Origin of the sequence: Fibrobacter sp. UWR4 (genome assembly GCF_003149045.1) — a bacterium.
Lineage (GTDB): Bacteria > Fibrobacterota > Fibrobacteria > Fibrobacterales > Fibrobacteraceae > Fibrobacter.
Genome location: NZ_QGDU01000006.1, coordinates 55045 through 80879 on the forward strand (window position 1 = coordinate 55045; position 25835 = coordinate 80879).

The window sequence follows — 25835 nt, forward strand, 5'->3', positions numbered from 1 at the left end:
TACAAAAAATGCAGACCTATGCTAGATTCCAACCTGGGTAAAACTACGGGGAACGTTCAATCGCCATGTCCCCAGGCTAAAGGACTTGTTGTGAGCCACCTTTTTCATCTTAATCTTCAAGAAGGTGGCTCCATCTCTTTCAAAAACAATTTCGCCGGGAAGAGTCTTCCCTTCAAATTCCTTAAAGTTCTGGAATTTCAATGTTTCCAGTTTCCCATCACGGCCTGTCCTGCAAAGCCACGCAATTTCTTCCCCTCTTTTCCCGAAGGCGAAGTTCTTGCCGGTAGCCTCACGAGCATAAGTCACCTGGAGAGAGGAATCCATCAGGTTTTCCGGAATGTCCACCCCATCGTCCATCACTTCATATTTTTCCGGAAGAAGAACTCCATTAAAGAGACCTGCCACCTGATGGATATGGACCAGCGGGATCGTGTTATCCATCAGAAGCCCCACCATGTAGCCATATCCCTTGACATAAAGTTTTTCCGTAGGGAATGTCATGGTCCAGCCTTCTTCCGTCCACAATAAGGAGGCAACGCCGATTCCCATAGGGCCAGTAAGTTCCATACGGTAACGTTTCCCTGGAACGGAGAACAGCACCGCATCCAGTTCCTGCGTATTGCCTTCCGCATCCTTCAAGGTCAAAAGGAACTTCGCCCGCAGACTATCCTGGGGAGCAACAACAGCATTGTCAGACTTTTTCGGGGAAACTTCTACGGAAGGCTTGGCACCGCCATGGCATCCTGCCAGCAGTGCGCAGCAAAAGGCAGCGAGCAAAAGCAAGCGCAACATCCTGGCCTACTTTTTCTTTTTCAGAAACCGCAAGGCTTCCGGATGGTTCGGCTTGATTTTCAGGAGTTTCTTATAGGACTGGGCTGCATCGGCGTTCTTGCCTAAAGCTTCCTGGAGAGCGGCCAAATGTTCCCAGTAAACACGGTCCTTCTGCAGGCCCGGATCCTTCAGTAGAAGCATCAAGGCCATGGACTCTTCAAACTTACCCAGTCGATAAAGCCCCCATGCCTTGGAATCCATAATAGCTTCATTATTCGGATCCAATTCAAGAGCCTTCGTCACCAATTCCAAGCCTTTTACCACTTCGGCTTCATTCCTATTCAAATCGATCAAGGAATAACCATAATAATTCAGGGCAGACACAAGATCGCTTCCCTGGAGATTGCCTTTCTTCAGCAATTCTTCAAAGAGGCCAAAGGACTCATCTGTACGCTTTAACCTTTCCAGGTTGGAGGCGTAATAATACAACACATTTTGATAACCAGGAGCCCGCTGCATCACGTATTCAAAATACGGATTTGCCAGAGTACGGTTCTTTTCGGCACGGGCGACAGTCGCCGCATCAAAGGGACCTTCATGTTCCAAATCCTGAGCTTCAGTGCAGAGGATTCGACCATACCAAAAACGAACTTCAACCTTCTTCAGTTCAGCAGTCTGAATCATCTTCAGCATGGAAGCAGAATCAACCACATCTTCCATAGGCTTCCAATTATCCCAAAAAGCGATCAGAGAATCAAACTTGGCATAAGCCTTCTTGTACTGATGAGCCATGGCGTAAACCAGGGAAATCACATTCAGGTCGGAATTTCCAGAAATGGAATCCAATGCTTCGGCATACTTAATGGCGTCATTATAATTCTCTTCTGCAATAGCGATGCTGACCAGGCTCTGATAGGCTCCAAGTACATAACTCTGGGGGCCGCCTACCTGATTCAAGCCAACCTTCAAATGAACTTTGGCACTATCGTTATTGCCAGCCATATGTTCATAATGACCCAGGAAATTGGAAACCATCGGCGTATGGATCCCATCCTCATAATACTTTTTCTTTAGCAAATTGTAGGCCGTATCGGAAGATCCCTGGGCATAGTGCTGCACCATGCTCAAAACCATATTGTCATCAAATTCCGTAGAACCCGTCAAGGTATCCACAATGGCATAGGCCTCAGCAAATCGCCTCTGGTATTTCAGCATTTCCACCAGATGGGAAAGCTGCTTCTTGTCCCCAGTCACTTCATGGGCCTTTCCAAACAGTTCAATCACTGCGGAATCCCTTTGCATGTCAACCAGCAAGGACACCTGCCTCTGGAAAAGAGACGGCATATAGTTCACATGAGGAAGCAGCAGGTCATAGACACGAACCAATTCCTTCTGGTCCTTAATGGCTTCCAGGAAAAGGCTATAATCATAAAGCAGACCCGTATCCTGATTGCGGGAAGAATCCAGCGCCGCGGTAAAGTACTTACGGCAGGAATCCACCAGGCCTTCACGCACGTAAAGACGAGCAAGCAACCCCAACTGAGAAGAAGTGATCTTACCCTTCTGGGCATTGGACCACTTCGCCTGAACAAGGGCCAAGGAATCCTTACCTTCGGCCATGAGTTTTTCTACGATTTTAAAACCGAGATAACGGTTGTACGGATCAAATTCGGCAGCGCGCTGCCAATATTCAGCGGACAAGGCCTTGTCACCACGAAGCTCCGCTTCCTGCGCATGCAAAAAAGCCTCGTGGGCAGCATCCTTGTTGACAGGGAACTGAGGAACTTCCGGCTGAAGTTTTTTATTCTGGCCTGCCACAGCAACGGCAATAGCCATGGAATCCGCAGATGTGAGAGCAAGGCCATTCTTTGCAGGCGCCGAACTACAGGCGTTCAAAAAGAACACCGCAAGAATCAAGCACACGAAAAGAAAACGAGCCTTCAGCATTCTAGTCCACAACTACGAAGTTAACCTTATAACCAGGAGTCAGGTAGTCGCCAGACTTGGGAGAAGTTTCAAGGATAGTCCCCGGGCGAAGACCTTCGGAATCCTTCTTACGGGTAACCTTGCCCAGTTTAAAGCCAAGGCTTTCCAGTTGAGCATAAATGTCATCCAGCTGCTGGCCTGCAAAATCCGGAAGGAGAACCTTACCCGTAGTAGCACCCGCAGAAATCACAACCTTGACGGTATCGCCAACGCGAACCTTTTCGCCAGCCTCGGGAACAGTACGAATCACTACGCCGCGAGGAATGCTAGCATGAGCGCCCTTAACAGTTTCCCCCTGAACAAGGCCTGCACGAGACAAGGAAATGCTAGCCTGTTTCTGGCTCTTTCCGCGAAGATCCGGAATTTCCACTTCACGAAGGCCCAAGCTCTTAGTCAGGCGAACCGTACGGCCAAGTTTTGCCGTGCGACCTGCTGCAGGCATCTGCACCAGGACCTTTCCTGCAGGAATTGTAGAATTGTAACGGCCTTCTTCCAGCCATTCAAACTTAAATCCTGCATCGGCAAGAGTTTTTTCTGCAGTAGCCGGATCCATACCTTCCAGGTTAGGAACTGCGCCCGTACTTGCAAAGGCACCAGAGAATGCAGGCATAATAATGTTGTCTACAGCAAAAACCAGCACCACGACAGAAACAGCCCAAATCAACAGGGCCTTGGAAGCCGCTGCTTTACGGACTTTATTCAAAATATTCTTTAATTTATTCATAAGACGAAAGTAATCACCTCAAGGACTAACCCTTGGTGGCCTTTTCCTGCAGTACGTTTTCGTCGAAAATAACGATATCCTTACCCGTCATGGCAATGGCACCAGCCTTTACCAGCATGGAGCAAATACGGCTCACCGTTTCGCGGGTAGTACCGGACATATCAGCCAACTGCTGCTGAGTAGGACGATTGTGAATCACCGTCACCATGGAACCGTTATCCGTATGGATACGAACACCACGTTCTTCCATCAAGTTCAGAAGAGTACCAGCCACACGGCCGCTGACGGACATAGTGGACAAGGAACCAATCTGTTTGTTTGCCTTACGCAAACGCTTGCTCATCTCGCTCAAGAGAGCCATGGAAATTTCCGGAGTCTGGCGAAGCAACTGGATGAAGGATTCTCGATGAATAATCATCATCTGAGCATCGGTCACCGTACGAACGGAGGCGGACCTAGGTTCGCCGTCGATCAGGGACATTTCACCGAAGAAGTCGCCACGTTCCAGGAAAGAGAGGATGGTCTCACGACCATCCATACCAGTCATATAGACCTGGACGGAACCGGAAGCAATCAGGTACAGAGCCTGCATGGAACTGTCACCTTCAAGCACCACAGTTTCATCACGGTTGAAGTTTTGGACAACAACCAGGTTAGCCAGCATAGCCAGCTGATCCTCGTTCAATTCAGAAAAGAGTTCAACACCCTTCAACAAACCAACAACGTTATTGTCCATAAGAACTTCTCCTTCCGCTTCAATTAGTCCATGTCAACGATAATGCTCTGATCGCGCTTAGCACCGATAGAAATCATACCGATCTTCACGCCAACCAGTTCTGCCATACGGTTCAGGTACTTCTTAGCATTTTCCGGAAGATCTTCCATCTTGCGGCACTTGGTAGTATCGCACTTCCAGCCCGGCATTTCTTCGTAAACCGGCACGCAACGACCGACCTTGGACAGCTGGTTCGGGAACACTTCGATCTTTTCGCCATCGCATTCGTAGTGAGTGCAGATCTTGATGGTGTCGAAAGTATCCAGAACGTCCAGCTTGGTAATAGCCAAGTGAGTGAGGCCGTTAACGATAGCAGCCTTGCGGACCACCGGAGCATCGAACCAACCGCAACGACGGTTACGGCCGGTGGTCGCACCGTATTCGTTACCGATCTTACGGAGAGTTTCGCCCATTTCGTCCAGAAGTTCAGTGGGGAACGGACCGTTACCAACGCGAGTGGTATAAGCCTTAACAACACCAACAACCTGGTCGATAGCGGTGGGGCCAATGCCTGCGCCGCAGCTTGCGTAACCAGCCACAGTGTTGCTGGAGGTCACGTACGGGTAGGTACCCTGGTCCACGTCAAGAATGGTACCCTGAGCGCCTTCGAACACCAGCTTCTTGCCTTCCTTCACAGCCTTGAAAAGGAGAGCGGAAGTATCGCGAACGAAAGGCTTGATCTTCTGGCCCAGTTCCAGGTAATCCTTGATGACGACTTCCGGATCGATTTCCGGAACATCGTACATGACCTTAAATTCTTCATTATGGACCTTAGCCATAGCTTCGACGCGGGGGCGAAGTTCACGTTCGTCCATGAGGTCGCCAACGCGAACACCGATACGGTTCACCTTGTCGCTGTAGCAGGGGCCAATACCGCGGCCGGTAGTACCGATAGCAGCCTTGCCAGCCTTCTTTTCCTTGGCCTTGTCAAGAGCAGAGTGGTACGGCAGCACCACCTGAGCGTTGTCAGCAATGAACAGGTGACCTTCCGGGTTGATGCCCTTGGTGTGGAGGTCAGCGATTTCTGCGAGAGTCTGAATCGGATCCAGCACAACGCCGTTACCGATAACACAAATCTTGTCGTCGTGCATGATGCCAGACGGAATCAGGTGGAACACGAACTTCTTGTCACCTACTTCCACAGTGTGGCCGGCGTTTGCACCGCCCTGGAAACGCACAACGATATTTGCGTCCAGAGTCAAGAAGTCAACTACCTTGGCCTTACCTTCGTCACCCCACTGGGAGCCGATTACAACACGATTTGCCATATATCCTTCGTTTTTTGTGATCCAGCAGACTAAGCCTCACAGGCGTTCTGCAGATCGATTGATTGTTAAACAGGAAATAAGCTACCCAAGGAGTTTCCCTGAGCCCTTTTTCGCCTAAAAGATAATAAAGAGCAGCGAGGTATGAGGTCGCTACGCTTTGAGGTATGAGGTTTTTTGGGGACAAAATACCCATCCAACACCCTACAACGCCCCAACAGCCCCAGGATACGCGGCAAAATTCCGTAGACTTACCCCTCTTCAAATTTCGCATAAATTAACATTTTTTGAGCCGCATAGCGCGTCCTTTCCCCCAAAAAAATTGCTACATTCAAAAACATATTAGGGGGTACACATATGCTCGACTTCGCCATGTTCAATAATCAGCATGTCCTCATAGGTTTCTATTTTCTTTTAGGCATTCCCTTATTGGGTCTTTGGGGATACATGCTCGACCAAGTCCGAAAGAATAAGACATCGGACGACAGCGAGGGTTGCATATTCTCCATCTTATTCGCCCCTTATATCACGCCCATTGCGTACCTTCTCATGAGTGTCAAAAACCGAGACATCAAGGGAATCATCGTATCCGCAATCACCATAGGCCTGATCGTATTCGCATTCGCAATCGGCATCCAGGCCAAAGCACTCGGCAAATAGCAAAAACTCCCAGCATACTGCCGGGAGTTTTAAAATTAAAGGATAAAGCCTTACGGCACTTGCGCTCTTCGAGCGCAGTGACAGGGCGGCTCGGCCATGGAAATGAACAAGTTCATTTCCGCGGCTCTCGCCTTACGGCACTTCCACGGAATCCAGGATCTTCTGGACCACAGTTTCTGCGGTGATTTCCTCGGCTTCAGCTTCGTAGCTCAGGATGATACGGTGACGCAGCACTTCCATGGCAACAGCCTTCACATCTTCCGGGGTAACGTAGGCGCGGCCCTGGATAAATGCGTGGGCCTTAGCAGCCTGGGCAAGACCGATGGAGGCTCGGGGAGACGCACCCACTTCGATAAAGCCCACCAAGTCGGCGCGCTTGATGCTGCCCGGATCGCGGGTGGCCAGCACCAGGTTCACGATATATTCGCGAACGCGTTCGTCCACGTAGACCTGCTTAACAAGTTCACGAGCCTTCAAGATATCTTCCTTGGTAGCCACAGCATTGGGCTGACGAAGGCCAGCACCGGCCACAGCGTCAAGAATGCGCATTTCGTCGGCCTTGTTGGGGTAACTAACCTTCACCTTCAAGAGGAAACGGTCCACCTGGGCTTCAGGCAGCGGGTAGGTACCTTCCTGCTCGATGGGGTTCTGGGTTGCAAGCACCAGGAAAGGTTCGTCCAGCTTAAAGGTTTCGTCACCGATAGTGATATGACGTTCCTGCATAGCTTCCAAGAGGGCGCTCTGTACCTTGGAAGGCGCACGGTTGATTTCGTCAGCCAGCACCAGGTTGGTGAACAGCGGGCCCTTGCGGGTCTCGAACTTTGCCTCGCGGGCGTTATAGATGGTGGTACCCAGCAAATCAGCCGGCAAAAGGTCCGGGGTAAACTGGATACGCTTAAAGTCCAGGGAAACAGCATCGGCAAAAGCCTTCACCGCAGTAGTCTTTGCAAGGCCCGGAAGACCTTCCAGAAGAACATGGCCATCGGCCAAGATGCCGGTCAAAATACTTTCCACCATGCCCTTCTGGCCAATGACGGTATCTTCCACTTCACGCAACAAATTTTGGCAGAAAGCACTCTGCTGACGAATCTTTTCAGAAAGTTCCTGAATATCCATTTTTAAATCCTCGTTTTACTTACGACTTGAATTTACAAATTTTTTTCCAATTAAACCATTTTGTAGAGAGGATAGGGGGTAGGGTACAGGGGGTAATAGAGACTAGAAACTAGAAATTAGAAACTAGGGGCGTCGGGAATATGCTGCGGAAAAAAATCACATTCGTTTAAAAGAAGCAGGCGCTTGCATCCTGTAGCCCTAACCTCTAGATCCTAGTCTCTAGCCCCTAAAGCTCTTCCTCAATCCCCATCAGCTTCATGGCAGCCTTCCAGGTTTCCTTATTTTCGAAGGCGTCCCGCTTTCCGCCACCATAGCGGGCATCGGCAAACTTTTCCAGCAAGGACTCCCAGCCTTCCAGGTCGCCCTGCTTCAAAAGAACTTCCAACTTGACCTTGTCCGCATCCAGACCAAAGCGATCCGCGGCATAGGCCTTGCAGACCTTTTCAAGGTCCAGCAACCATTCGCGGCAATCCGCCGTATTGATTCGGCGCTTCAACACCTGCATCTGTTCGCGAAGCGCGTCTACAGCGGCATTCTTGGCGGCGGTAGCAGCCTTGGCGGCAGCCCTACGCTTTAGACGCCACAAGCCCGCCAACAACACAACTACAGCAACCGCACCGCCTACAATAGCAGGCAACACATTCACCTGCCCGTCCACACGGACCGGCACGCTTTCCGTACGCAAGGTTAAGGATTGTCCCATTTGGGTAGGAATCTCGAATTTCATAACGGGAATGCTCAAGTTACCCGTATCCTGGGCCACAATCTTGTAATTAAAGGTAATAGAAGCAACTTCCTTACCATCCTTCACGCTGCGAGCAGATTCCTGACTCACCCCCACCTGGGTAAGGCCCTTCGCGGATGCTGTTCCTGTAGGAACCACCAACAGGGCACTGCCTTGCACACTCCAGCTTACTGTTACGGGGAACTGAATGGTATCCCCTACCGTAACCGTAATGGGCATAACAGTACCAGAGGCATCCTTTACACCAGCAGAAACAGCTATTCCCAACTGTTCCGGAGTCGGCATCTGGATTGCAGGTGCAGCCGTATCCATGGCTACGTTTGTATTACTAGCAGAATCAGCCGGAAGAACAACAAGTGAAGAATCATTTTCCATGACCTGAATATACAAAAAGCCCGATACCTTAGGCATCGGGCTTTATTGCAATTCTTATCTGAATTAGAACGGCAGGCCAGCCGGCTTCACGAAGAGACCGTTCAACAGTTCGCCATACATCGTCTGAAGAATATGGGGGAAGTAGTTGAAGTTTGCAATGGTTCTTGCGTTGAAGCTTGCAGTACAAGCATCAAGCCAGGCCTGATTTGCGCCCATACCGGTCAAGCACCATGCACCATGCCAGTGCGGATGGAGGGAGTTCACAGAACCATCAGCCATACCCGGCACAGCAGAATACATCACCTTACCAGTCGTTTCCAGGTTAGCCGGATCACCACCGGACTTGGTAGAAATGAAGTTGTTCAAGGTGGTCAGCACCTGCAGAGCGCGAGGATCCTGAGTCCAATAGTAGTCCCAAGCAATACGCCAAGGAATACGGACAGATTCCTGATGGAACATCCAGTAGGTCTTATCGGCACTATGGTTGTTAGGATTGATAGCCTTACCCGTGTAATCCACCCAGTCCGGGAACACGCCCGTACCAGCAGCCTGAACATTGATCATGAAATCGTACATGGTGTTAAGGACACCAGTCCAGTCATGGGCAGGGTCGATCAAAGCAAAGAGCCTCAAGGCCACCGGAGAGAAGTAGCTCAAGTTGTAAGCACTGGTTTCCTTCTTCCAGGTGGGGGTATCACCAGAATAGATCATCTTAGTGGGGCTAATTTCCTTATCCCACATATCATTGACAATCAGCAAGGCATCGTTCTTATATGCTTCACTACCAGTTGCATAGTAAGTCAGAATCAAGGAGGTTGCAATATCCAAATCCGCATCCGTTGCAGAAGAGGTATTAGCAGCAGAACCCAAGGATTCGTAAGAATAAGTACCCGTTCTCCAGGGCATCAGATTAGAAGTACCCAGATAGGCACGATAACCTCTGTTATAAGTCCACAGAGAATTCAGGGTAGCATAGTCACCTGCGAAATAGGAAAGGAGCATGCCGTAACCCACACCTTCGGAGACGGTACAGCCACGCTTCTTATAGGAGTCGGTAGCACCTTCAATTTCACAATAGGAGTCGCTATTGGTATCCCAGACCACACGGCCAGGCATCAAGCCAGATGCAAGATAGGGGGCAAAAATTGCGGCCCAATCCATGGAAGCGGCTGCAGCAGGATATTTTGTAGCCTCTTCTTCATAAGTCTTAAAGTAAATACCCTTCCAAAGGGCATACCAATTCATAGCACCTGCTGCATTGGCGGTAGCAGGCAAAGAACCATAGGTCTTTGCAGAGGGTGTTACAACCGGAGTAGAAGGAAGCGGATCCACTGCAGCTGCAGAGGATGCAGGAACCGGAGCCGGAGTATCCGGAATCACCGGGGAAGAAGTTTCATCGCTACTACAGGCGTTCAATCCGAAAGCAAAGCCCAGCGGCAATGCAGCAGTAAGTAGTTTTTTCAAGATCATAAAAACCTCTAAATATTTTTGCTTAAATATACTTTAGAAACAGCCGGTTTTTTCCTTACGTAACCAAAAAAAAAGCCCCCAAGGGGCGTTTGTGATTTACAATACAAAAAAAGGCTGCGGTGAACCGCAACCCTTTTTTAAAGTCTTTTTACCGGAGTAAAATTACTTCACCATGATGCGCTGAGAAAGGCCTTCTGCGCGGACCATGTAGACGCCAGCCTGAACCTTGGAGAGGTCCATGGAGGAAGCGTTAACGGAAGCAATGACCTGGCCCTGGAGGTTAACCAGTTCAGCCTTAACAGTCTTACCGAAGGAGAGGGTACGGCCGTTGAGCTGAGCATTGAGAGCGCCCTGTGCGGAAGCAGCCTTGATAGCACCAGTACCGCAACCAGTTTTAGCGTCAGCAATGCAAGTCAGGAGGAAGTCTGCATCAGCAGTGAACTTCAGCTTGATAGCTGCAGTCTTGGAAAGAACGACGTCCTGGTCAACCTTCTGGCCCCAGCCTGCTTCCTGCTTGAACTTTGCCCAAGCGATGGAGGTAGACTGACTACCCTTAGCAGCGGTAGCCTTGTAGTTGTTGTATTCGGTAACGTTTGCTTCGTCTTCAACACCCAGTTCCACAGCGAAACCACCGGTGGAGTTGTAAGCCAGAGCGATGCCACCCCAAGCGGAGATGTCAGCACCTTCCTGGTTTTCAGAAACGATGTTGAAACCGAAACCTACGAACGGATATTCGTAAGCGGTACCGATCTGAATGGTAGCCTTGATACCACCGTAAGCTTCGCAGAGGGGACCAAAGAAGTTACCGTAGGTATTTTCTTCAACGTCAGACGGGAAAACGATCTTGGAGTCACCATTGTTCGGTGCAGCGTTGTCGTCGTAGAAGTACCAGTAACCGGCAGTTTCTTCATCAGAACCGGTAATAACCTTACCTTCAGTATCGGAACCATCCCAAGACATGGAGGTAGAGGTGAATGCAGATGCTGCAACAGCAGCAGCAGCAAGAGCAGCAAGAGTCAGTTTCTTATTCATAGTATCTCTCTCTTTTTTTTGTTAATCCCCAAAAAGGGGACAGGGTTTGCTGCAAATATATCTTTTTTTTTCGAATAAGCAATAACCCCCCTTCTTTTTTTTTCGTATACAGCCGTCTCCATATGGCGTAAATCACAAAAATCGACACTTTAACCCCCAAAATCGTTTTTTTCGCGTTCTTTTTGTGTTAGCATCATCACTGTAAAAAAAAAATTACCGCATATTTATCCCCATAAATCTAAAATTATCCCCGCACTTAGGTTGCTAACGTAAACAACCCCTATATATATATTTACAATTGCGACCTCCATTTTTAATTATCTTTGTTAGAAAGGAGTCATTTATGACATTTTTCAGCAAATCTATGAAGGCCCTGGTCCTAGGCGGGTCTCTTCTCATGGGCACCACCCTGGCAAACGCAAGCGCTGCCACCGCAAAGCCCCTCCGTGTCGGCCCCGTTTCTAACTACGGTACTCTTGGAACAAGCGGCAATAAAATCGTTAGCCTTTCCAACAAGAAAGAAGTCATGCTTCGTGGCATGAGTATGTTCTGGTCTGACGCTACAGGCCTGCAGTACTACAACAAGAACGTGATGAAGTGGGCTGCAGAAAATCTGAAGGTAGACGTAATCCGTTATGCCATGGGTATCCAGTATTACGATAGCCAGGGCGGTACCAGCGGCGAAATGGACGTCAACTACTCTTACAAGGGTAATCCCGATAAGCAGAAAGGCATCATTGACCAGATGGTAGAAGCTGCCATCGAAAACGATATTTATCTGATTATTGACTGGCATAGTCATCGCGCCGATAAGGAACAGGCTCTCGCAGCTGACTTCTTCTCCGAAATGGCTAAGAAATATGCCAATGTGCCCAACATCATCTGGGAAGTGTTTAACGAACCGGTGAACCAGAGCATGGGCACCATCGCTAGCTACGCAAATTCCGTCATTAGCGGCATTCGCGCAGCAGGTTCCAAGAACCTGGCTCTGGTGGGTACACCCAGATGGTCTCAGATGGGTGAATGCGGCGGAGTTTCTGGCGACAACGTCGGTTACGTTTTCCATTTCTACGCAGCAACCCACACCAAGAACAGCTACAGCGGAAACATTGACAAATGCCGTAGTCAAGGCAATGCCGTGTTCATTACCGAATGGGGCACCACCACTGCCGATGGCAAGGGTGGCGCAAGCGAAGGCAATACCAACGATTGGACTTCCTACATGGAAACCAACAAGATCAGTAACTGCAACTGGAGTCTCCGTAATGAAGTCAGCACCATCGGTGAAAAGTCCACTGAAGGTTCCGCACTTTTCTCTGGCGAAGAATTCCTGAATACTACATCTAAGCTAAACGGAGCAACCTACTCCAACTCTGGTAAGATTGTAAGCAAGTACCTCACAAGTCACGCTAGTTCCTGGGCAGATAGCCTTATGGCTGGTGCTGCAGGCGCCTGCGGCTTTAAGGCAGAAGTCACTGCTTCTGCAGGTACCCTGGCAAACGTATTCAAGTCCGGCTGTACTTATACCTCTAGCGATCCCACTGTCGTAGCTAACGACGGAACCATCCTTAAGCCCGGTCTTGCAATTCTTACTGGCAGTGACGGTTCCAAGTCCGTTGCAACCATCAAGGAAGAACCAAACCAAACCTTCTCCGGCTTCTCTGACGTAACCTGCTTCATCGGCGGATCCTGCACCAAGAGCAAGGCTCTCAAGGACATGGATGGCGATGGCAAGTTGGAAGTGATTATTGTCGGTAGCACAAAAACTGTAGAAGGAGCACAGGTAACTCTCAGGTCCCTGAACCCCGAAATTCTGACTATCAAGGAAGCCATGTGCACTAGCCAGTTCTGCTATGCGGCAAAGAACACCAAGGCTCCTATGTACGAATTCACAGGCACTCTTGGAGAAGCTAAGGTTGTTGCAACAGCCCCCGCTATTGCCGGCTATAACGCCTATAGCGATACTGTTACCATCACCTATAAGAAGGGTGACGACAAGTTGCCGGGCAACGTGTTCAAGAATACTACCGTGGCAAAGGGCGCGATGGTTGCAGACTTCTTCCCCGCCACCACCTATTACAGTAAGCAGCCTGTGACTTACACCTTTGATGGCAAGCCCACCTCCACCTACCTGAGCAATGTGAACAACGCTCTGGTCGCAGGTAACCAGGATGCAATCGTCACCATCAAGGCAACATCTGCTGGCAACGATGAACGCGAACCTCTGGATTTGACCATTACCGTGGTTGTTGGCGATAGCCTTGCAGCAATCAATAGCGGCAACGTTTCTATCCGCTCTCAAAAGATGAATGCAGGCGCACTCAAGGCCCAGTTCAGCAAGGGAGGTATTTCCCTGGAAGCAATGAACAGTGGTCTCGCTACTGTTGAAATCTTCAACGCAAAGGGCAAGGCTCTCCGGTCCATCGAGACCAACATCAATGCAGGCGCCAACTGGATTCCGGTTTCCGGTCTCCGTGCAGGTCACTACATCGTACGTCTCAGCCAGGAGGCAAACGTCCAGCTCTACACTCTCGAAAAGAAGTAATTAAGAAGCTGAAATAAATCCTTTAAAAAGCCCACCGGTAACGGCGGGCTTTTTTGTCTCCTGTAGTCCGTACAGCCATACTGACATTCACCAGCAGGCATAATCCTGCAGGACGTAGCCTAGCTGAGCATGGCTATGGAACAGGACTGCCGATGCTGACATCCGTCAGCATGACGTAGTACAACAATGACGTAGTATAGCAATGATATGGGCCTGCCTGCTGGGTATGGGTACGGAATAAGATAGCTGATGCCATCCCCTTCCGGGGATCATGCCCACGTAAGTGCTGAAGCACTAAGTGGTCAACGTAAACAAGTTCGGCATGACGAGGCCTGCAGAGCGTGACCCAGCAGGGTTGCGGGAATAAAAAAGAAGGCCGCGCTTTTTGCGCAGTCTTCTTTAAAGAGTTTCCTCTATAGGCGAGTAATTACTTCTTCTTAGGCTTGAAATCTACACCAGGGCGCAGTTCAAGGCCAAGAGTGACCAGAAGGGAAACGATAGGTTCGTGATGATCCTGGGAGAGGTCGTAAACGGCCACACCAGCCATACCGTCATTCTTAACCTGCTGGGCAACAGCCTTTACAGAAGGAATACCCATGAACACGATGGTTTCATCCTTGCTAACAGCGACTTCGGACTGGGAACCTTCATCGAAAGTCACCTTGTAATCCGGAGTATCGAACTTGCTCATCAGTTCTGCGTAGGGAACGTAGCCATCGTTACCGCTACCTGTACCCTTATGAGCAGTGCCAAGGCCCTGTGCACCAGAGAAGGTCTTACCATACATAAAGATGATGGGAACCAGCTTGTCGCTCTGGATACCAGCACCGGAAACCTGATCCAAAGTACTCTTAACAAAGCTTGCGCTCTGGTTAGGAACCACTTCGGAGCTTTCCTCGGTCATCTGGTCAGCCATGAACACATCCACATAGGCGGTGCGATTCAGGGCTTCAGCGTCATAGACATCCATGCCAGCAGAGGGATAAACTACAGCGGTAACGATAGAACCGGAAAGGCCATCCACCAGAGCGTTCACCATCTTGCCGTAGGCTTCCTTGTCATCGGCAGTAACATTCTGCCAGTCAAGTTCAATGCCATCGCCACCGTTTTCAGAAATCCAGCTACTTACGTTGGAAACGAAGGAAGACAGGGATTCATCAGAGGAGGCTATAGCCTTCAGATTGCCTTCAGCTTCCATACCACCAACGGAAACAATCAACTTCACGTTGTTTTCCTTGGACATCTGAGCCAGGGTCTTGAAGTTTTCAGCGTCATTTTCGTCTGCGAAAGCCAAAGAACCGTCTTCAGCCGGGAGGAGACCCACGTAGTGGATATCGGTCACGGTATTATAGCGGATATCCTTCGGATAGAACTGAGAGTACTGGCTCCAGTAAGGATAGAAGCCAACAACCTTGTCAGATGCAGCCTGGGACATAGCCACACAGGCAACAATCATAGTAGATGCAAGAAGTTTGAGATTCATATTCATCCTACCTTTTATTATTCACCTTCGGCCGGGGCGGCGGGTTCTGCTTCGGCGGGAGTGGTTACAGGAGCGGAGATAACCGGACATTCATCGGATGCAGTGCAATCGATGCAATAGGTTACGCCTTCTCTGCTGCAGTACAGGTGGTTGTCAAAGTTTGTGGGGAACAGGGCGCCTTCCAAATCAACAGACTGGCAATCACCCTTAACAATGGAACCTTCACCTGCAGCGCATGCACGATAGGGACGACCTTCACGCTTGCCGTAGGAAACATACTGCATTGCAAGAGCGGCAGTATCCAATTCCATAGTAGCGAACAATTCCATTTCGTTGGTAACACCATGCACATTGTAAGACTTCACGTGCTTAACCTTGGAAGCATCAGCGACATCCCAGTTAGCAGCGGTAAAGCCAGCATAGGTCACAGCGATATCACCCATAACAGCTTCAAAAGCAGCGTCATCAGCAGCATCGGCGGCAACACCGGACTTGAGGTTCATAATTGCCACCTGGTCCATGATCTGCATAGCGCGAAGATCAGGGTTCACAGCCATATAAGCAGCGGCAGACCAGTCAGCCGGGAAGTTTTCCTCTTCCGGATTAGAAACTTCCAGAGAGGAACATGCCATAAATGCCAGGGCAGAGGCAGAGAGTAAAAGAGAAATTTGCTTCTTCATTTTAAACCTCACTAGAAATTAACAGTTACTTCGGCAGTGACAAGAGACTTGTCAATGGAGAGGTTGCTTGCAACACCGGTTGCAGTGTTGAAGTAGTCGACGCTATTGTTCAGCATGCCATAGCGGACGGTGAGATAGGATTCAGGAGCGATACGAATACGAGGACCAGCCAGGATCAACATTTCGTCCACATTCTGAACCAGGGAAGAACCGACCAGGAGGCCACCGATACCAATACCGAAGAGATCTCCTTCAAACTTCTTGTTCAGCATCTGGAAGCCAGCCTGGAGAGCAATGGGACCCCAGATATCAGCATTGAAGCCAGCAACAATGCGCTGAGTAGAACGCTTCAGGTAATCAGATTCGGAAGCCATTTCGAAAGAGCCCTGAATCTTGATATCGCGACCGAGAGAAGGAACCAGAAGGCCAAGGTCAATGCCTACGCCTGCTCCGATAGTGGTGTACTTGTTGTCCATGACAGACTGTTCATACTGAGAGAAACGAACATTCAGAGAAATAGCTTCGTTCCAGTCTGCATCCAGAGAAACTGCGAAACCCTTACGGTCCGGAGTAGCGATGCCAAAGGGCAAAGCCAGATTTACGGACGGATCCATGAGGTACATAGCTTCTGCAGCTTCCAGACCCTTCATTGCATTGGCATCATAACCATTGCGGTAGAAGTGGGACAGCTTGAAGTTATTGAACAGACGGTTGTACATGTTGACGGATTCAGAATACTTCTCAGTCAATACCGTAGCTTCACCAGAAGTCATCAAGTTGGTGGCATTCAGGATATTGGTATTATACACTGCGAAGTACAGGTTTTCCAGGTTGCCAGAAGCAAAGCTAGAAACCAGAGCGTCATCCACATTGCTATACAGGGCATTGGAGTTCAACACCACAGTATTGTTGGTGTAGGTCGGAGAGGATGCCAAGTCAGACCAGAACTTTTCATCGTTCTGGAGGTACATTGCATTCAACTTGAAATTCAGACCGCTAAAGGAACCTTCCACATAGGGCTGAATGTTGAAAGCAACACCATCTTCTTCCAGATAGTCAACCGTTTCCAAGGAGTTGTTCGGCTTGGCATAGGAAGACACGTAAATCATGGTGCTTCCATCTACCGGGTAGGGCAATTCCTTAATGGCATGCTCGTTGGAATAGGTAGTGACATAGTATTCACGGTCAACATCCCACCAAGACATGGCGAATTCACCATTCAAGCCGAAATTAACCGGCAGACTCGGCATCAACTTCTTAGAATCGAAGGACAGTTGAGCAGACAGAACGGAATTGTCGTCATACATCAGGGTATCATCAGTAGTGATGTCGCGAGAACGAGTGCTCAAACGACGATCAAAGATGTTCACGAAGTTCACGCCAGCAGAAGCGCCCATCATTTCTGCACCAGCACGGAGGCCGTATGCATAACGGTCAGACCAGTCAAAGTCAAAGAAGACCTGGTCGTTCTTCTTAGCGGTGTTACGCATACGAGAACCAGTAGCCTGAGCGTAGATGTTGTCAACAGCGCCAACAGAGCCGCTATTGTAGGCAACATTGAGACCCTGCATCAAACGACGGGAAGTAGTGTCCAGGTTGCGGTCAGCAAGAGCATTTACGCGATTCTGGGCGAAGATTTCCGGTTCCTGAAGGATTTCAGTCTGCGGGGTATTGATGGTGAGCGGAGTGTAACCCACACGCATATAACCCAAGTTGAAGTCCACATGCTTGTTCAGGATATTGCCATCGTAAGAGAACCAGTGACCCACAGCCGGGTTATTGTTTTCTTCGTAGCCGCTCTGCCAATCCTTATGGAGGCGGAGCTGAACATTAATGCGAGTTTCAGAGCTAGGCTGAGCGAGGAACTTCAAATTCACATCGGTATAAGCCTGGTTTTCCTGAGTTGCGGAATTTTCTGCGAACTGATCAGAAGTTGCCATGGAGGTAGAACCACCCGCCTTGGCGGTACCGCTGAGGCGAAGGCCAAGAATCGACTGATTCAGGGAATCAAGCTTCTGGAGCAGAGAGGACTGCTTTTCGACAATTGCACCGTCTTCGGCAGCGAATGCTGCTGCAGCAGACATCAGCGCGGTAGTCAGAATGATAGAGGTCTTTTTAATATTCTTCATTTTTCATTCCTCCCATTAAAATTCCACGTTAATGGAGGCTTCTACAACAGTTTGAGTAAACTCGCTGGTAAACTCAGCCAGAGATGCATCGGCATATACCGGCAGGTTCACTGCGTTGCCACCTAGCATAGAGCTAATTGTAGTATTGTAGGTGTTTTCCACAGATACCATACCGAAGTTCAGGGACAACCAAACATTCTTATCCAGAGAATAGTCTAGACCGACCATCCACTGCATCTGCTTACCTGTAACCATCGGAGCAGTTGTTGCGATATTTGCAAACTGAGCTGCGCTGTAAAGCTGCTGCATATCGTTCATCTCCATGTTCACCATCTGGAAACCAGCGGTGAAGCCCAGACGAGGCAGGTACTGAACGTAGAGGCCTGCGTTAATGAAGTCAGTCTTCATTTCTGCAGTACCAGAGCCATCAGAGGCATCCATAGAACGTTCGGTATGACGATAAGAACCGGAGATTTCCAGCGGCTTGCTGAAACCAAGAGCCTTGAACACGTCAACCTTCAGACCACCACCGAAATCGGTGTAATCCACAGCACTGAGGCCAGCCAGAGGGCTAGTCTGGGAGAACATGCCGAAGAGGCCCTGAACTTCCAGCCAATCACTGAGATCGAAAGTCACGTTTGCACGGAGACCCTGACGGTTTGCAGTAGCAAGACCGTTGGGGAGGACCATCTGGATTGCCGGATCAGCCATTGCAGCAAGCAGTTCCAGCTGAGCCTGACTGTAAACGGTAGAGCTGTAGGAGTTCTTGCTATAAGGAGCGAAGTCATAGCTATCCAGGTGCTTCTTGAAGCCGTTATCGTCGGTCTTCATGGAAGCAGTCACAGGAGAGAACTTCGGAGCGAAGTTATAGAGAGCGTCGAAAGTAGTGTAAAGCGGAGAATTGATACCAAACTTTACAGTATTTCCATCATAGTCGGAGTTCAAAACACGCTGAGCGAAGAACTTGGGAGACTGAGCCAGGTTGTTGAACCAAGCACTGTCATTGAAGACCAGGTCAGCGGAAACCTTCAGTTTCCAGGAATCGCCAGTGTAACCCACGTTCAAGTTAGCATTGAAACCAACACCGCTAACGCCTTCGTTTTCAGGATCATTGATAGCGACGTAGGAATCGATATCGCCATCTTCGTTAACCATGGGAACGATAACATAAGCATCATTGGAAGACAAGGCCAATTCAGCAGTTGCATCCAGGATCAACTTGGAATTACCCATCATGCCAGCCACATCGCCACCGAAACGGCCACCAAGAATAAGAGTCTTCTGGGTAGAAAGATCGAAGGGGTTAATGGCTTCCTGACGGTAGTAACCAGTTTCAACAATGACGTTACCTTCTTCATCTTCCAGAGAAGCGTTCGGGTCGTTGTCAGGATGACGGTAAGTTACGGTCTTGGAATCTTCGTTATCGAAGATGTACATTGCAGTTGCGGCAACGTAGGCATTTCTCTTCAGCGGGAAGAGTTCAAGGTTACCGGCAAGGACGAACTTATCGGTATTGGAAGCCTGTGTTGCACCAGCGATTGTTTCGTTGGGAAGAATGTTGCCTTCAGCACCGGAGAAATCCAGGGGCTGAGCACGATTTACGCGAGCAAACATACCTTCTACGCGAATTTCACCAAGCACGTCGTTCAAACCATGACGGAACTGAAGGTTAGCACCCTGCAGGTTTCGCTGGTTGCCTTCAAGCAGCTGCTGCTTTTCAGCCATGTGGCGCTGACGAGCAAAAATGGTGGGTTCATAAAGAACGTCCACATCCGGGTTGAACAAAGTCAACGGAGAATACTGCTGACGGAAGTCACCTACAGTCCAGTAGAAGCTATTGCCAATCTGGCCTTCTACATTCAACCAAGGAACTTCGATGATCTTTGCGGCGGCAGCGAAGTAATCCTGCATACCGGCGTAAAGACGGAGCATTGCGTTTGCACGAACAGATTCCCAAGGACGGAAGCCGAAGTTGAAGTCCGCATTAACGAACTCATTACGTTCCACGTCCGGCATGGTAGCCTTTCCATAGGGGTCCTGATCGGTATTCACATAGGATGCCTGGGCGATGCCACGAATAGCACCGGTAACTTCCAAGCCACGATGTGCATTTGCGGAATCGACCTTGCTTTCAAGCAGTTGCTGGTTGGATGCCACGGATGCAGCGGCCACACCAGAAGTCAGCGCAATAGCACCTAATGTTCTAGTAATCATCTTTGAAGCACTTTTATTCATTTTCATACTGTTATCGCGCCTCCGTTAGAACCAAACTTTAGTTTCAGCGGTGATGTAATGGCCAGTCCAGTCGTTAGCAGACAGAACTTCGTCGGAGTGGGTTGCCCACTTGTAACGGAAGTGAAGACCTGCGCGATCGGCGAAATCCCAATCGAAGCCAAGACCAATTGCGGTTTCCATAATGTTAATGGGAGCCTTGCTATAGAGGGCGGAGTTCACTTCGCCATAATGAGTGGGCTTGGTGGAAGTAGGAGCACTAATCTGGTTGCTCATTGCATTGATTACATAACCATATTCAGAACGGAATGTTTCAAGACCGAGGATACCCACAAGGTGGAAGGACGGGGTAATTGCCACGGCAGGTTCAAACTGACCGTAGAAGCTCCACATGAGCATGTCGCTCTGGGATTCGCTAAAGGCGATGGGAGCGATGGTGGTAGAAACACCAGAAATAGCAGCATAACCGCTCATCACGATGTTACGGTCGGTACCGAACCAGTGACCGATGTCATAACCACCTGCAACGGACAGGTAGGTAGACCACTTGGCGTGAGTCGGAACGACAGAGTCCCTGAGCTGGCCCGCATTTTCGTATGCAGTGAAGGTTTCCCACATTTCCCAGGTACCGCCACGGAGACCACCCTGCTGGCGGTTGTGCTTAAGGCCGAGGCCAGCACTCTGCACACCAGCACGTTCTACGTAGCCGTTTGCACGGGAACCTGCGTTACCGGAGTCAGCCCAGAACAGGGGCTTGTGCTTGGTCCAGGAATTGGTGGATTCCCAAAGGTTACGACCATTCAGGCGGTAGTTGAAGTTAATCACGTCCATACCTTCTTCAACCTGGCGATGCAAGCCATACTGCAGGTCCAAGTGACCACGGTTGAATTCCGGTTCCACCTTCAGGTTCAAGCCAGCCATGTTCGGGGTGTAACGCATAGAACCGGAGTTCAGGGCGAATTCATCCTTGCGCCAGGAAACGAAACGAGAGGGGTTAGACATAGAATACGGAGAGTAGAAATCCTTCTGGAGGAAGATGGCTTCCAAGGTCATGGGCCAGCCTTCTACATACTTACTCTGAGCCTTCACATAAACACCCACAGCCGGAGTGCTCATGGAAGATTCGTAGGAATCCTTTTCGTACTTACTTTCGTTTGCAGCACCTTCGGCCTTATAGTAGTCCTGGTTCTGCTGCATGCTTACAGCCACATCGGTCATCAAGTAGAACTTCGGGGTAATGTTACCCTTGAAGTCGATAGATGCCACATGGTTGTTGGCAATAGTCGGATCGGCGCTCAGCTTATTGTACTGGCTGAAGAATTCAGGTTCATAGACAAGGGCATTGTCAAAAGTGATGCCCATGTAGTTCAAACCGACAGTCAGGTTGTCGGCAATCTTGTTCTTTGCCAAACGACCGTGGTAGATAGCGCCGCGGAAATCGTAATCACCGGACATTTCCAGTTCGCCGGGCTGGCCACCGTACATACGGAGACCGTCACGGGTACCGATATCAGCATCAGCAGGCTGAGAAACCATTGCCTGAGCGGTCAAGTTCCAGGGCAGCTGATAAGCACTGACAAACACACCACCAAAGGAGCGGTTGGTCCAGAATGCACGACCACCTTCCTTAACGGGCTTGAAGACCTTTTCCTTATAGTAGGTACTTACAGTCTTTTCATCTTCGAACAATTCGTACTGCCATGCGAAACGCGGGTTGGTTTCACGTTCCCACATGGTAAGGGGAGAAGAGTTCGCCCAGATAACGCCACCAGCAGTAACGTATGCACCGAACACACCAGCACGGATATCCACACCGAAGTTCATTTCTTCGTCAATCGTAGTGGAGTAGTAGTCAGTGGAGTGATCGTACAGAGCGTGTTCGTTATAGGTCGGAACGCTTGTCGGGTTAGTGCCCAGCTTGTTGGTAAACAGGCCGGACAGGTCGAACGGCATGGTGATGTTGGTCCACAAGGTCATGTAAGAGTTGGGCATGGCCACAATGTTAGCCTTGAAGACTGCATCTACCGCGGTACGAGCCTTATCTGCAGACAGCAGTTCAGGCGCATCGGGATAGTGGAAGTTCTTTAAGCGGAAGGCCATGAAACCGGACACAGCCAGAGGTGCGTCATCCTTACCCATAAGGGTAGATTCCATGTTTTCTGCCAGGTTATCGATATTGTTTTCGATAGTTTCCAGCTGCTTTTCAGCACCCAGAGTAGCGGGAGCATCAAGAACGGCGGCAGGCACTGCAGCAGGAGCGGCGCTTGCCATTTCCTTCTTGGGAGCCTCGACTGCGGGAGCCTGTTCGGCCTCGGCAGGAGCTTCGTAAGAAGGTTCTTCAGCGGGAGCTTCTTCGGCAGCAGCTTCTTCGACTGCCGGTGCAGGTTCTTCCTCAGCAGGAGCTTCGTAGGAAGATTCTTCAGCGGCAGCTTCGGTAGCAACTTCGCTATCGTAGCTGTTTTCGCTGTAATCATCCTCTTGAGCAAGGGCTAGAGAGGAGCAGAGCAGGGTTGTTGCAATAAAAGGTAATTTGCGCATATAATCCTAGTCCTCTTAAATCTCGTTGCGGAACGGATAGTAGGCCGGGCCTTCGTAAGCCTTGCCGTGCTTCTTGATCACAATATCGTCAATCCAAACCTTGAAGGATTCGTTTTCGTCCTTACGGACTTCAAGACGGAAGCCCTTGAAGTTGGACCATGCAAAGGGAAGCATCACTTCGCGAGTATTCTTTGCATCCCAGTACACACCGGTCTTACCGAAGAGCTTCAGAGGAATGCTGAAACGCTTCCATTCGGTGGTAATTTCGCCAAGGCTCTTGGAACGGAGCTTGACCTGCATGGATTCACCACCAGACTTCACACCGTCGTCCACCAGCACGAACAGGGCATTTTCACCGCCCTGAGCACCCTTGAGCCAAAATTCCAGGACACCGTCTTCGTAGTAGGGCTCCAGGTCCACAGAACCAGCAATACAAATAGCCACACCGGAGTAGTCGCTAGCAATAAGTTCGATTTCCATGGAAAGGGCGCCTTCCATAGCGAACTTGTCGGTGAGGATCGGTTCGGGGTTTTCACGGGGATACTGGTAAGTATAGCCACCGCCACGGGGGATGGCTTCACGCATAACGACGCTTACAACGTCCTTATCAGGGCGGAACTGCTTAGCTTCCTTGGTCTGGAAGCGGGAAGCATCTCTATCCCTAAAGTCGCTAAAGCTCGCCAAGGAAAAAGATGTAAGGAGGAGGGTGCCAACAGCACACGTCCTGATGATGTTCTGCAAATGTGATTTCATAGGGTACAAAATCTCCAAATTCAATTGTGATACAATATAACTTGTTTTTTTCCTATTGTGTTTTGTACTTTTCTTAAATTGGTTCCAATTGTAACCAAAATTCCCGCTTATTTTCCCTTTCAGTTTAGAGAAGCACAACGCAAAAGGTGCCATTTTGTGCATTTTTCATCGTTTACTCACGTAACCGAAGTATTTTTTATGTTCGTGCATTTTTCTCAGAATAAGTGTAAATTTCTATTTGTAAACCTTTTTTAGCGAGTTCACTATGAAGATTTCAAAGATTTTGACAGCCCTGGCAGCATCCGCCCTTCTCTGCAGCTGCTCCTCCGACGGAGGCGGACTTACAAAGGCTGAAGACAAGGGTTCCACCGGAGCCACATCCTCCGCCCACGCAAAGGTGGACTACTCCAAGGGACGCGCCATGAATGCACGTTTGGGCAAGGGTATTAACCTGGGCAACGCCTGGGATGGCGCAGCCTATTGGAGCTGCGGAACCCTTACTGAAGGGTTCGATTTGGAATACGTCAATCTGAATGGAGAATCAAAGTCCATCACTTTGGCCTCCAGCGACCAGATGTTCTTCAACAATCTTCCCGCCAGCCGTTACAATTCCGATTGCGCAGACAAACTGGATGCAAGCTGGAGCAACCCTATTCCAGACGACTACTTCACCCTGGTAAAGCAAGCCGGTTTCAATTCCATCCGCCTGCCGGTCCGCTGGCAGCATAATTCCGACCCAGTCACCCACAAGGTGAACCCGGAACGCCTGGCTGGAGTCATGGAAGACATCCAGTTGGCTGTTAACGCAGGCCTGGCCGTAGTTGTCAGTTTCCACTGGTACTACGAAATCATGTTCGCCGCCAACCACGCAAAGACCCATCCGGACCTTTACGAGGCAGAACTGTTCCATTTCATCAGCCTTTGGTCTGAAGTGGCAACAGCCCTCAACATCTTCCCCGACGACATGATTGTTTTCGATATTCTAAACGAACCCACCATGTCTTCTGTAGAAAAGCTTAACGAAGTCATGAATGCAGGCTACCAGGCCATCCGCGCAGCCGCCCCGGGCAAGACCATCATGTTTGAATCCAAGCAATCCGCAAAGTTTGCTGAAATCACCAACTTGGAACTGCCCGCTGATGGCAACATCATTTACAGTGGCCACTACTATGAACCTTATGGATTTACCCACCAGGGACATAGCTACGCCTGCAGAGGTGATGCAGCATACTCTATGACGGCAAATAATGACCTGAAGACCTATGCAGCAACCGTCAAGAAGCTTTATCCGGACGTTGTTGCAGGTCTGTACCTACCCATGAACATGGGCGAATTCGGTGTTTCCGGTGGAGAATCCGCAAATAGAAATTCCTGCAAGTCTGGCGAAAATCCGCCTACCAACGCAGCCAAGGCTAGATGGGCACAGGGTGTAATCGCCGCCGCCGAAGCACTGGGCATTTCTTGGCACTACTGGGGTCTCGCTGGCGTAGGTGGCTTCGAAGCCTATGACAAGAAGACCAATACTTGGTTGGAAGGTTTCCCCGCTGCATTCGGACTGTAATTTACCGAAAGGAAATCCCTTTCTCAAAAAATTCAGCTCCAAGCATCGCTTGGAGCTTTTTTATTTAAGATGAAAAAAACTTGAGTAGGAAGCTCCGCTTCCACTCAAACAACAAGGGACGAGTCAAACAGGCGTTAGCCTGTGATGACGAAGTACCTTGTTCGGGGGTCTAGGGGGTACCCCCCCCTACATCATATTAAGGTCTTACCAGCGACCCGCCCCAATGTTCATCAAAGAACTCCCTGAACAGAGGTTCCCCGCTATTTTTAAGTTCCTCGACGACCTCTGCAGCGGGGCGTTTGCCGCGGTACAGTTCCCGATAGGCGCGTTCCAGGTTCTGGATTCGTTCCTCGGGGAATTCCTCCGGATGGAGGCGGAGAGCGTGAAGATTCAATGCGCCATAGCGGATCGGCGTCCCGAAGGCCTTGGTACAGGGGGGGACGTCCTTATCTACTTTGTATGTACCGCCTACAAAGGCATAGGCGCCCACCTGATTGCGCTGCTGGATCGCGGTGACGCCACCGATGGTAGCGTAACGCCCGATGCGCACATGACCGCCTAGCTGGCAGCCGTTGGCGATGACGACTCCATCCCCAATCTGGCAATCGTGCCCTACGTGAGAGTATGCCATGATCAGGACATTGTTACCCACACGGGTGCAGCCTCCCCCTTGAACCGTCCCGCGGTTTAAGGTGCAGTATTCCCGAATGGTGCAGTTCTCCCCCACTTCAAGACGGGTGGGCTCCCCATTGTACTTAAGATCCTGAGGAGGAGCCCCTAATACGGCTCCGTCAAATACGCGAGTCCCGGACCCGACGCATACATGGCCATAAATGTGAACCCTGCTTTCCAGGATGACCCCTTCCCCAATCACGGCGCCTTCGTCCACAAGGCACCAGGGCCCAATAGTTGCGGACTTTGGAATGTTCACGGATGGATGTACAAAGGCAGATGGGTGAATCATAGCAACGAAATTAGCAATTTTAGACAGACGG

Annotated in this window: 19 protein-coding genes; 3 read left to right on the forward strand and 16 right to left on the reverse strand. The window is 49.9% G+C overall.

All coding sequences use genetic code 11. The features are described from left to right. Positions 1-21: 21 nt before the first annotated feature. The 5 genes from BGX12_RS03725 to BGX12_RS03745 are packed head-to-tail and all read right to left on the reverse strand — an operon-like array spanning position 22 to position 5524. Positions 22-792, reverse strand: a complete 771-nt coding sequence (locus BGX12_RS03725; RefSeq protein ID WP_109734747.1) for a hypothetical protein — start codon at positions 790-792, stop codon at positions 22-24. A gap of 6 nt (positions 793-798) precedes the next feature. Then, entirely contained in the window at positions 799-2718 is a 1920-nt protein-coding gene (locus tag BGX12_RS03730; RefSeq protein ID WP_109734748.1) for a tetratricopeptide repeat protein, read from the reverse strand. Position 2719: 1 nt separating this feature from the next. Further along, on the reverse strand, positions 2720-3481 hold the full coding sequence (locus BGX12_RS03735; RefSeq protein ID WP_109734749.1) for a PASTA domain-containing protein: 762 nt from the start codon (positions 3479-3481) through the stop codon (positions 2720-2722). Positions 3482-3506: 25 nt separating this feature from the next. Continuing rightward, positions 3507-4217: a Crp/Fnr family transcriptional regulator gene (locus BGX12_RS03740; protein ID WP_109734750.1), complete on the reverse strand. Its 711-nt coding sequence runs from the start codon at positions 4215-4217 to the stop codon at positions 3507-3509. A 23-nt stretch (positions 4218-4240) separates the two neighbouring features. Then, entirely contained in the window at positions 4241-5524 is a 1284-nt protein-coding gene (locus BGX12_RS03745) for an adenylosuccinate synthase (protein ID WP_109734751.1), read from the reverse strand. A gap of 354 nt (positions 5525-5878) precedes the next feature. On the opposite strand from BGX12_RS03745, the gene BGX12_RS03750 reads away from it, so the two are divergent. Continuing rightward, on the forward strand, positions 5879-6181 hold the full coding sequence (locus tag BGX12_RS03750) for a hypothetical protein (RefSeq protein WP_109734752.1): 303 nt from the start codon (positions 5879-5881) through the stop codon (positions 6179-6181). Between the two features lie 132 nt (positions 6182-6313). Here BGX12_RS03750 and BGX12_RS03755 read toward each other — a convergent pair whose 3' ends face one another. From BGX12_RS03755 to BGX12_RS03770, 4 genes are all read right to left on the reverse strand, one after another. Then, entirely contained in the window at positions 6314-7297 is a 984-nt protein-coding gene (locus tag BGX12_RS03755; RefSeq protein WP_109734753.1) for a MoxR family ATPase, read from the reverse strand. A 226-nt stretch (positions 7298-7523) separates the two neighbouring features. Further along, a complete protein-coding gene (locus tag BGX12_RS03760) occupies positions 7524-8417 on the reverse strand; it encodes a BatD family protein (protein ID WP_146196236.1) in 894 nt (297 codons plus the stop codon). A gap of 63 nt (positions 8418-8480) precedes the next feature. Beyond that, on the reverse strand, positions 8481-9887 hold the full coding sequence (locus tag BGX12_RS03765) for a glycosyl hydrolase family 8 (RefSeq protein ID WP_109734755.1): 1407 nt from the start codon (positions 9885-9887) through the stop codon (positions 8481-8483). A gap of 162 nt (positions 9888-10049) precedes the next feature. Further along, positions 10050-10919, reverse strand: a complete 870-nt coding sequence (locus BGX12_RS03770) for a T9SS type A sorting domain-containing protein (RefSeq protein WP_109734756.1) — start codon at positions 10917-10919, stop codon at positions 10050-10052. A gap of 343 nt (positions 10920-11262) precedes the next feature. On the opposite strand from BGX12_RS03770, the gene BGX12_RS03775 reads away from it, so the two are divergent. Continuing rightward, positions 11263-13464: a cellulase family glycosylhydrolase gene (locus BGX12_RS03775; RefSeq protein WP_109734757.1), complete on the forward strand. Its 2202-nt coding sequence runs from the start codon at positions 11263-11265 to the stop codon at positions 13462-13464. Positions 13465-13891: 427 nt separating this feature from the next. Here the strand turns inward: BGX12_RS03775 and BGX12_RS03780 are convergent, their stop codons facing one another. The 6 genes from BGX12_RS03780 to BGX12_RS03805 are packed head-to-tail and all read right to left on the reverse strand — an operon-like array spanning position 13892 to position 23279. Beyond that, complete coding sequence (locus tag BGX12_RS03780; RefSeq protein WP_233246242.1) at positions 13892-14947, reverse strand: glycoside hydrolase family 18 protein; 1056 nt, start codon at positions 14945-14947, stop codon at positions 13892-13894. A gap of 17 nt (positions 14948-14964) precedes the next feature. Continuing rightward, positions 14965-15627 (reverse strand): hypothetical protein, encoded by a 663-nt coding sequence (locus BGX12_RS03785; RefSeq protein ID WP_109734758.1) that lies wholly within the window; start codon positions 15625-15627, stop codon positions 14965-14967. 11 nt (positions 15628-15638) lie between these two features. Beyond that, positions 15639-17756 (reverse strand): hypothetical protein, encoded by a 2118-nt coding sequence (locus tag BGX12_RS03790; RefSeq protein ID WP_109734759.1) that lies wholly within the window; start codon positions 17754-17756, stop codon positions 15639-15641. A 15-nt stretch (positions 17757-17771) separates the two neighbouring features. Then, the gene (locus BGX12_RS03795; RefSeq protein WP_233246243.1) at positions 17772-19997 is read right to left on the reverse strand and encodes a hypothetical protein; all 2226 of its coding nucleotides are present in this window, start codon (positions 19995-19997) and stop codon (positions 17772-17774) included. 18 nt (positions 19998-20015) lie between these two features. Continuing rightward, the gene (locus tag BGX12_RS03800) at positions 20016-22526 is read right to left on the reverse strand and encodes a hypothetical protein (RefSeq protein WP_109734761.1); all 2511 of its coding nucleotides are present in this window, start codon (positions 22524-22526) and stop codon (positions 20016-20018) included. Positions 22527-22541: 15 nt separating this feature from the next. After that, positions 22542-23279 carry a carbohydrate binding domain-containing protein gene (locus BGX12_RS03805; protein ID WP_233246244.1) on the reverse strand — a complete coding sequence of 246 codons (738 nt, stop codon included), beginning with the start codon at positions 23277-23279 and terminating at the stop codon, positions 22542-22544. 265 nt (positions 23280-23544) lie between these two features. Here BGX12_RS03805 and BGX12_RS03810 point away from each other — a divergent pair, with 265 nt between their 5' ends. Next, complete coding sequence (locus BGX12_RS03810; RefSeq protein ID WP_109734762.1) at positions 23545-24840, forward strand: glycoside hydrolase family 5 protein; 1296 nt, start codon at positions 23545-23547, stop codon at positions 24838-24840. Positions 24841-25036: 196 nt separating this feature from the next. Here BGX12_RS03810 and lpxA read toward each other — a convergent pair whose 3' ends face one another. Then, on the reverse strand, positions 25037-25804 hold the full coding sequence (lpxA, locus tag BGX12_RS03815) for an acyl-ACP--UDP-N-acetylglucosamine O-acyltransferase (RefSeq protein WP_109734763.1): 768 nt from the start codon (positions 25802-25804) through the stop codon (positions 25037-25039). Positions 25805-25835 lie beyond the last annotated feature (31 nt).

Excerpts from the sequence above, each read along its gene's own strand:
- BGX12_RS03785 (WP_109734758.1), bottom strand. The coding sequence starts at position 15,627 with ATGAAGAAGCAAATTTCTCTTTTACTCTCTGCCTCTGCCCTGGCATTT.
- BGX12_RS03755 (WP_109734753.1), bottom strand. The coding sequence starts at position 7,297 with ATGGATATTCAGGAACTTTCTGAAAAGATTCGTCAGCAGAGTGCTTTC.
- BGX12_RS03765 (WP_109734755.1), bottom strand. The coding sequence starts at position 9,887 with ATGATCTTGAAAAAACTACTTACTGCTGCATTGCCGCTGGGCTTTGCT.
- BGX12_RS03735 (WP_109734749.1), bottom strand. The coding sequence starts at position 3,481 with ATGAATAAATTAAAGAATATTTTGAATAAAGTCCGTAAAGCAGCGGCT.
- BGX12_RS03745 (WP_109734751.1), bottom strand. The coding sequence starts at position 5,524 with ATGGCAAATCGTGTTGTAATCGGCTCCCAGTGGGGTGACGAAGGTAAG.
- BGX12_RS03800 (WP_109734761.1), bottom strand. The coding sequence starts at position 22,526 with ATGCGCAAATTACCTTTTATTGCAACAACCCTGCTCTGCTCCTCTCTA.
- BGX12_RS03790 (WP_109734759.1), bottom strand. The coding sequence starts at position 17,756 with ATGAAGAATATTAAAAAGACCTCTATCATTCTGACTACCGCGCTGATG.
- BGX12_RS03795 (WP_233246243.1), bottom strand. The coding sequence starts at position 19,997 with ATGAAAATGAATAAAAGTGCTTCAAAGATGATTACTAGAACATTAGGT.
- BGX12_RS03770 (WP_109734756.1), bottom strand. The coding sequence starts at position 10,919 with ATGAATAAGAAACTGACTCTTGCTGCTCTTGCTGCTGCTGCTGTTGCA.
- BGX12_RS03760 (WP_146196236.1), bottom strand. The coding sequence starts at position 8,417 with ATGGAAAATGATTCTTCACTTGTTGTTCTTCCGGCTGATTCTGCTAGT.
- BGX12_RS03780 (WP_233246242.1), bottom strand. The coding sequence starts at position 14,947 with ATGAATCTCAAACTTCTTGCATCTACTATGATTGTTGCCTGTGTGGCT.
- BGX12_RS03805 (WP_233246244.1), bottom strand. The coding sequence starts at position 23,279 with ATGAAATCACATTTGCAGAACATCATCAGGACGTGTGCTGTTGGCACC.
- BGX12_RS03725 (WP_109734747.1), bottom strand. The coding sequence starts at position 792 with ATGTTGCGCTTGCTTTTGCTCGCTGCCTTTTGCTGCGCACTGCTGGCA.
- lpxA (WP_109734763.1), bottom strand. The coding sequence starts at position 25,804 with ATGATTCACCCATCTGCCTTTGTACATCCATCCGTGAACATTCCAAAG.
- BGX12_RS03750 (WP_109734752.1), top strand. The coding sequence starts at position 5,879 with ATGCTCGACTTCGCCATGTTCAATAATCAGCATGTCCTCATAGGTTTC.
- BGX12_RS03740 (WP_109734750.1), bottom strand. The coding sequence starts at position 4,217 with ATGGACAATAACGTTGTTGGTTTGTTGAAGGGTGTTGAACTCTTTTCT.
- BGX12_RS03810 (WP_109734762.1), top strand. The coding sequence starts at position 23,545 with ATGAAGATTTCAAAGATTTTGACAGCCCTGGCAGCATCCGCCCTTCTC.
- BGX12_RS03730 (WP_109734748.1), bottom strand. The coding sequence starts at position 2,718 with ATGCTGAAGGCTCGTTTTCTTTTCGTGTGCTTGATTCTTGCGGTGTTC.
- BGX12_RS03775 (WP_109734757.1), top strand. The coding sequence starts at position 11,263 with ATGACATTTTTCAGCAAATCTATGAAGGCCCTGGTCCTAGGCGGGTCT.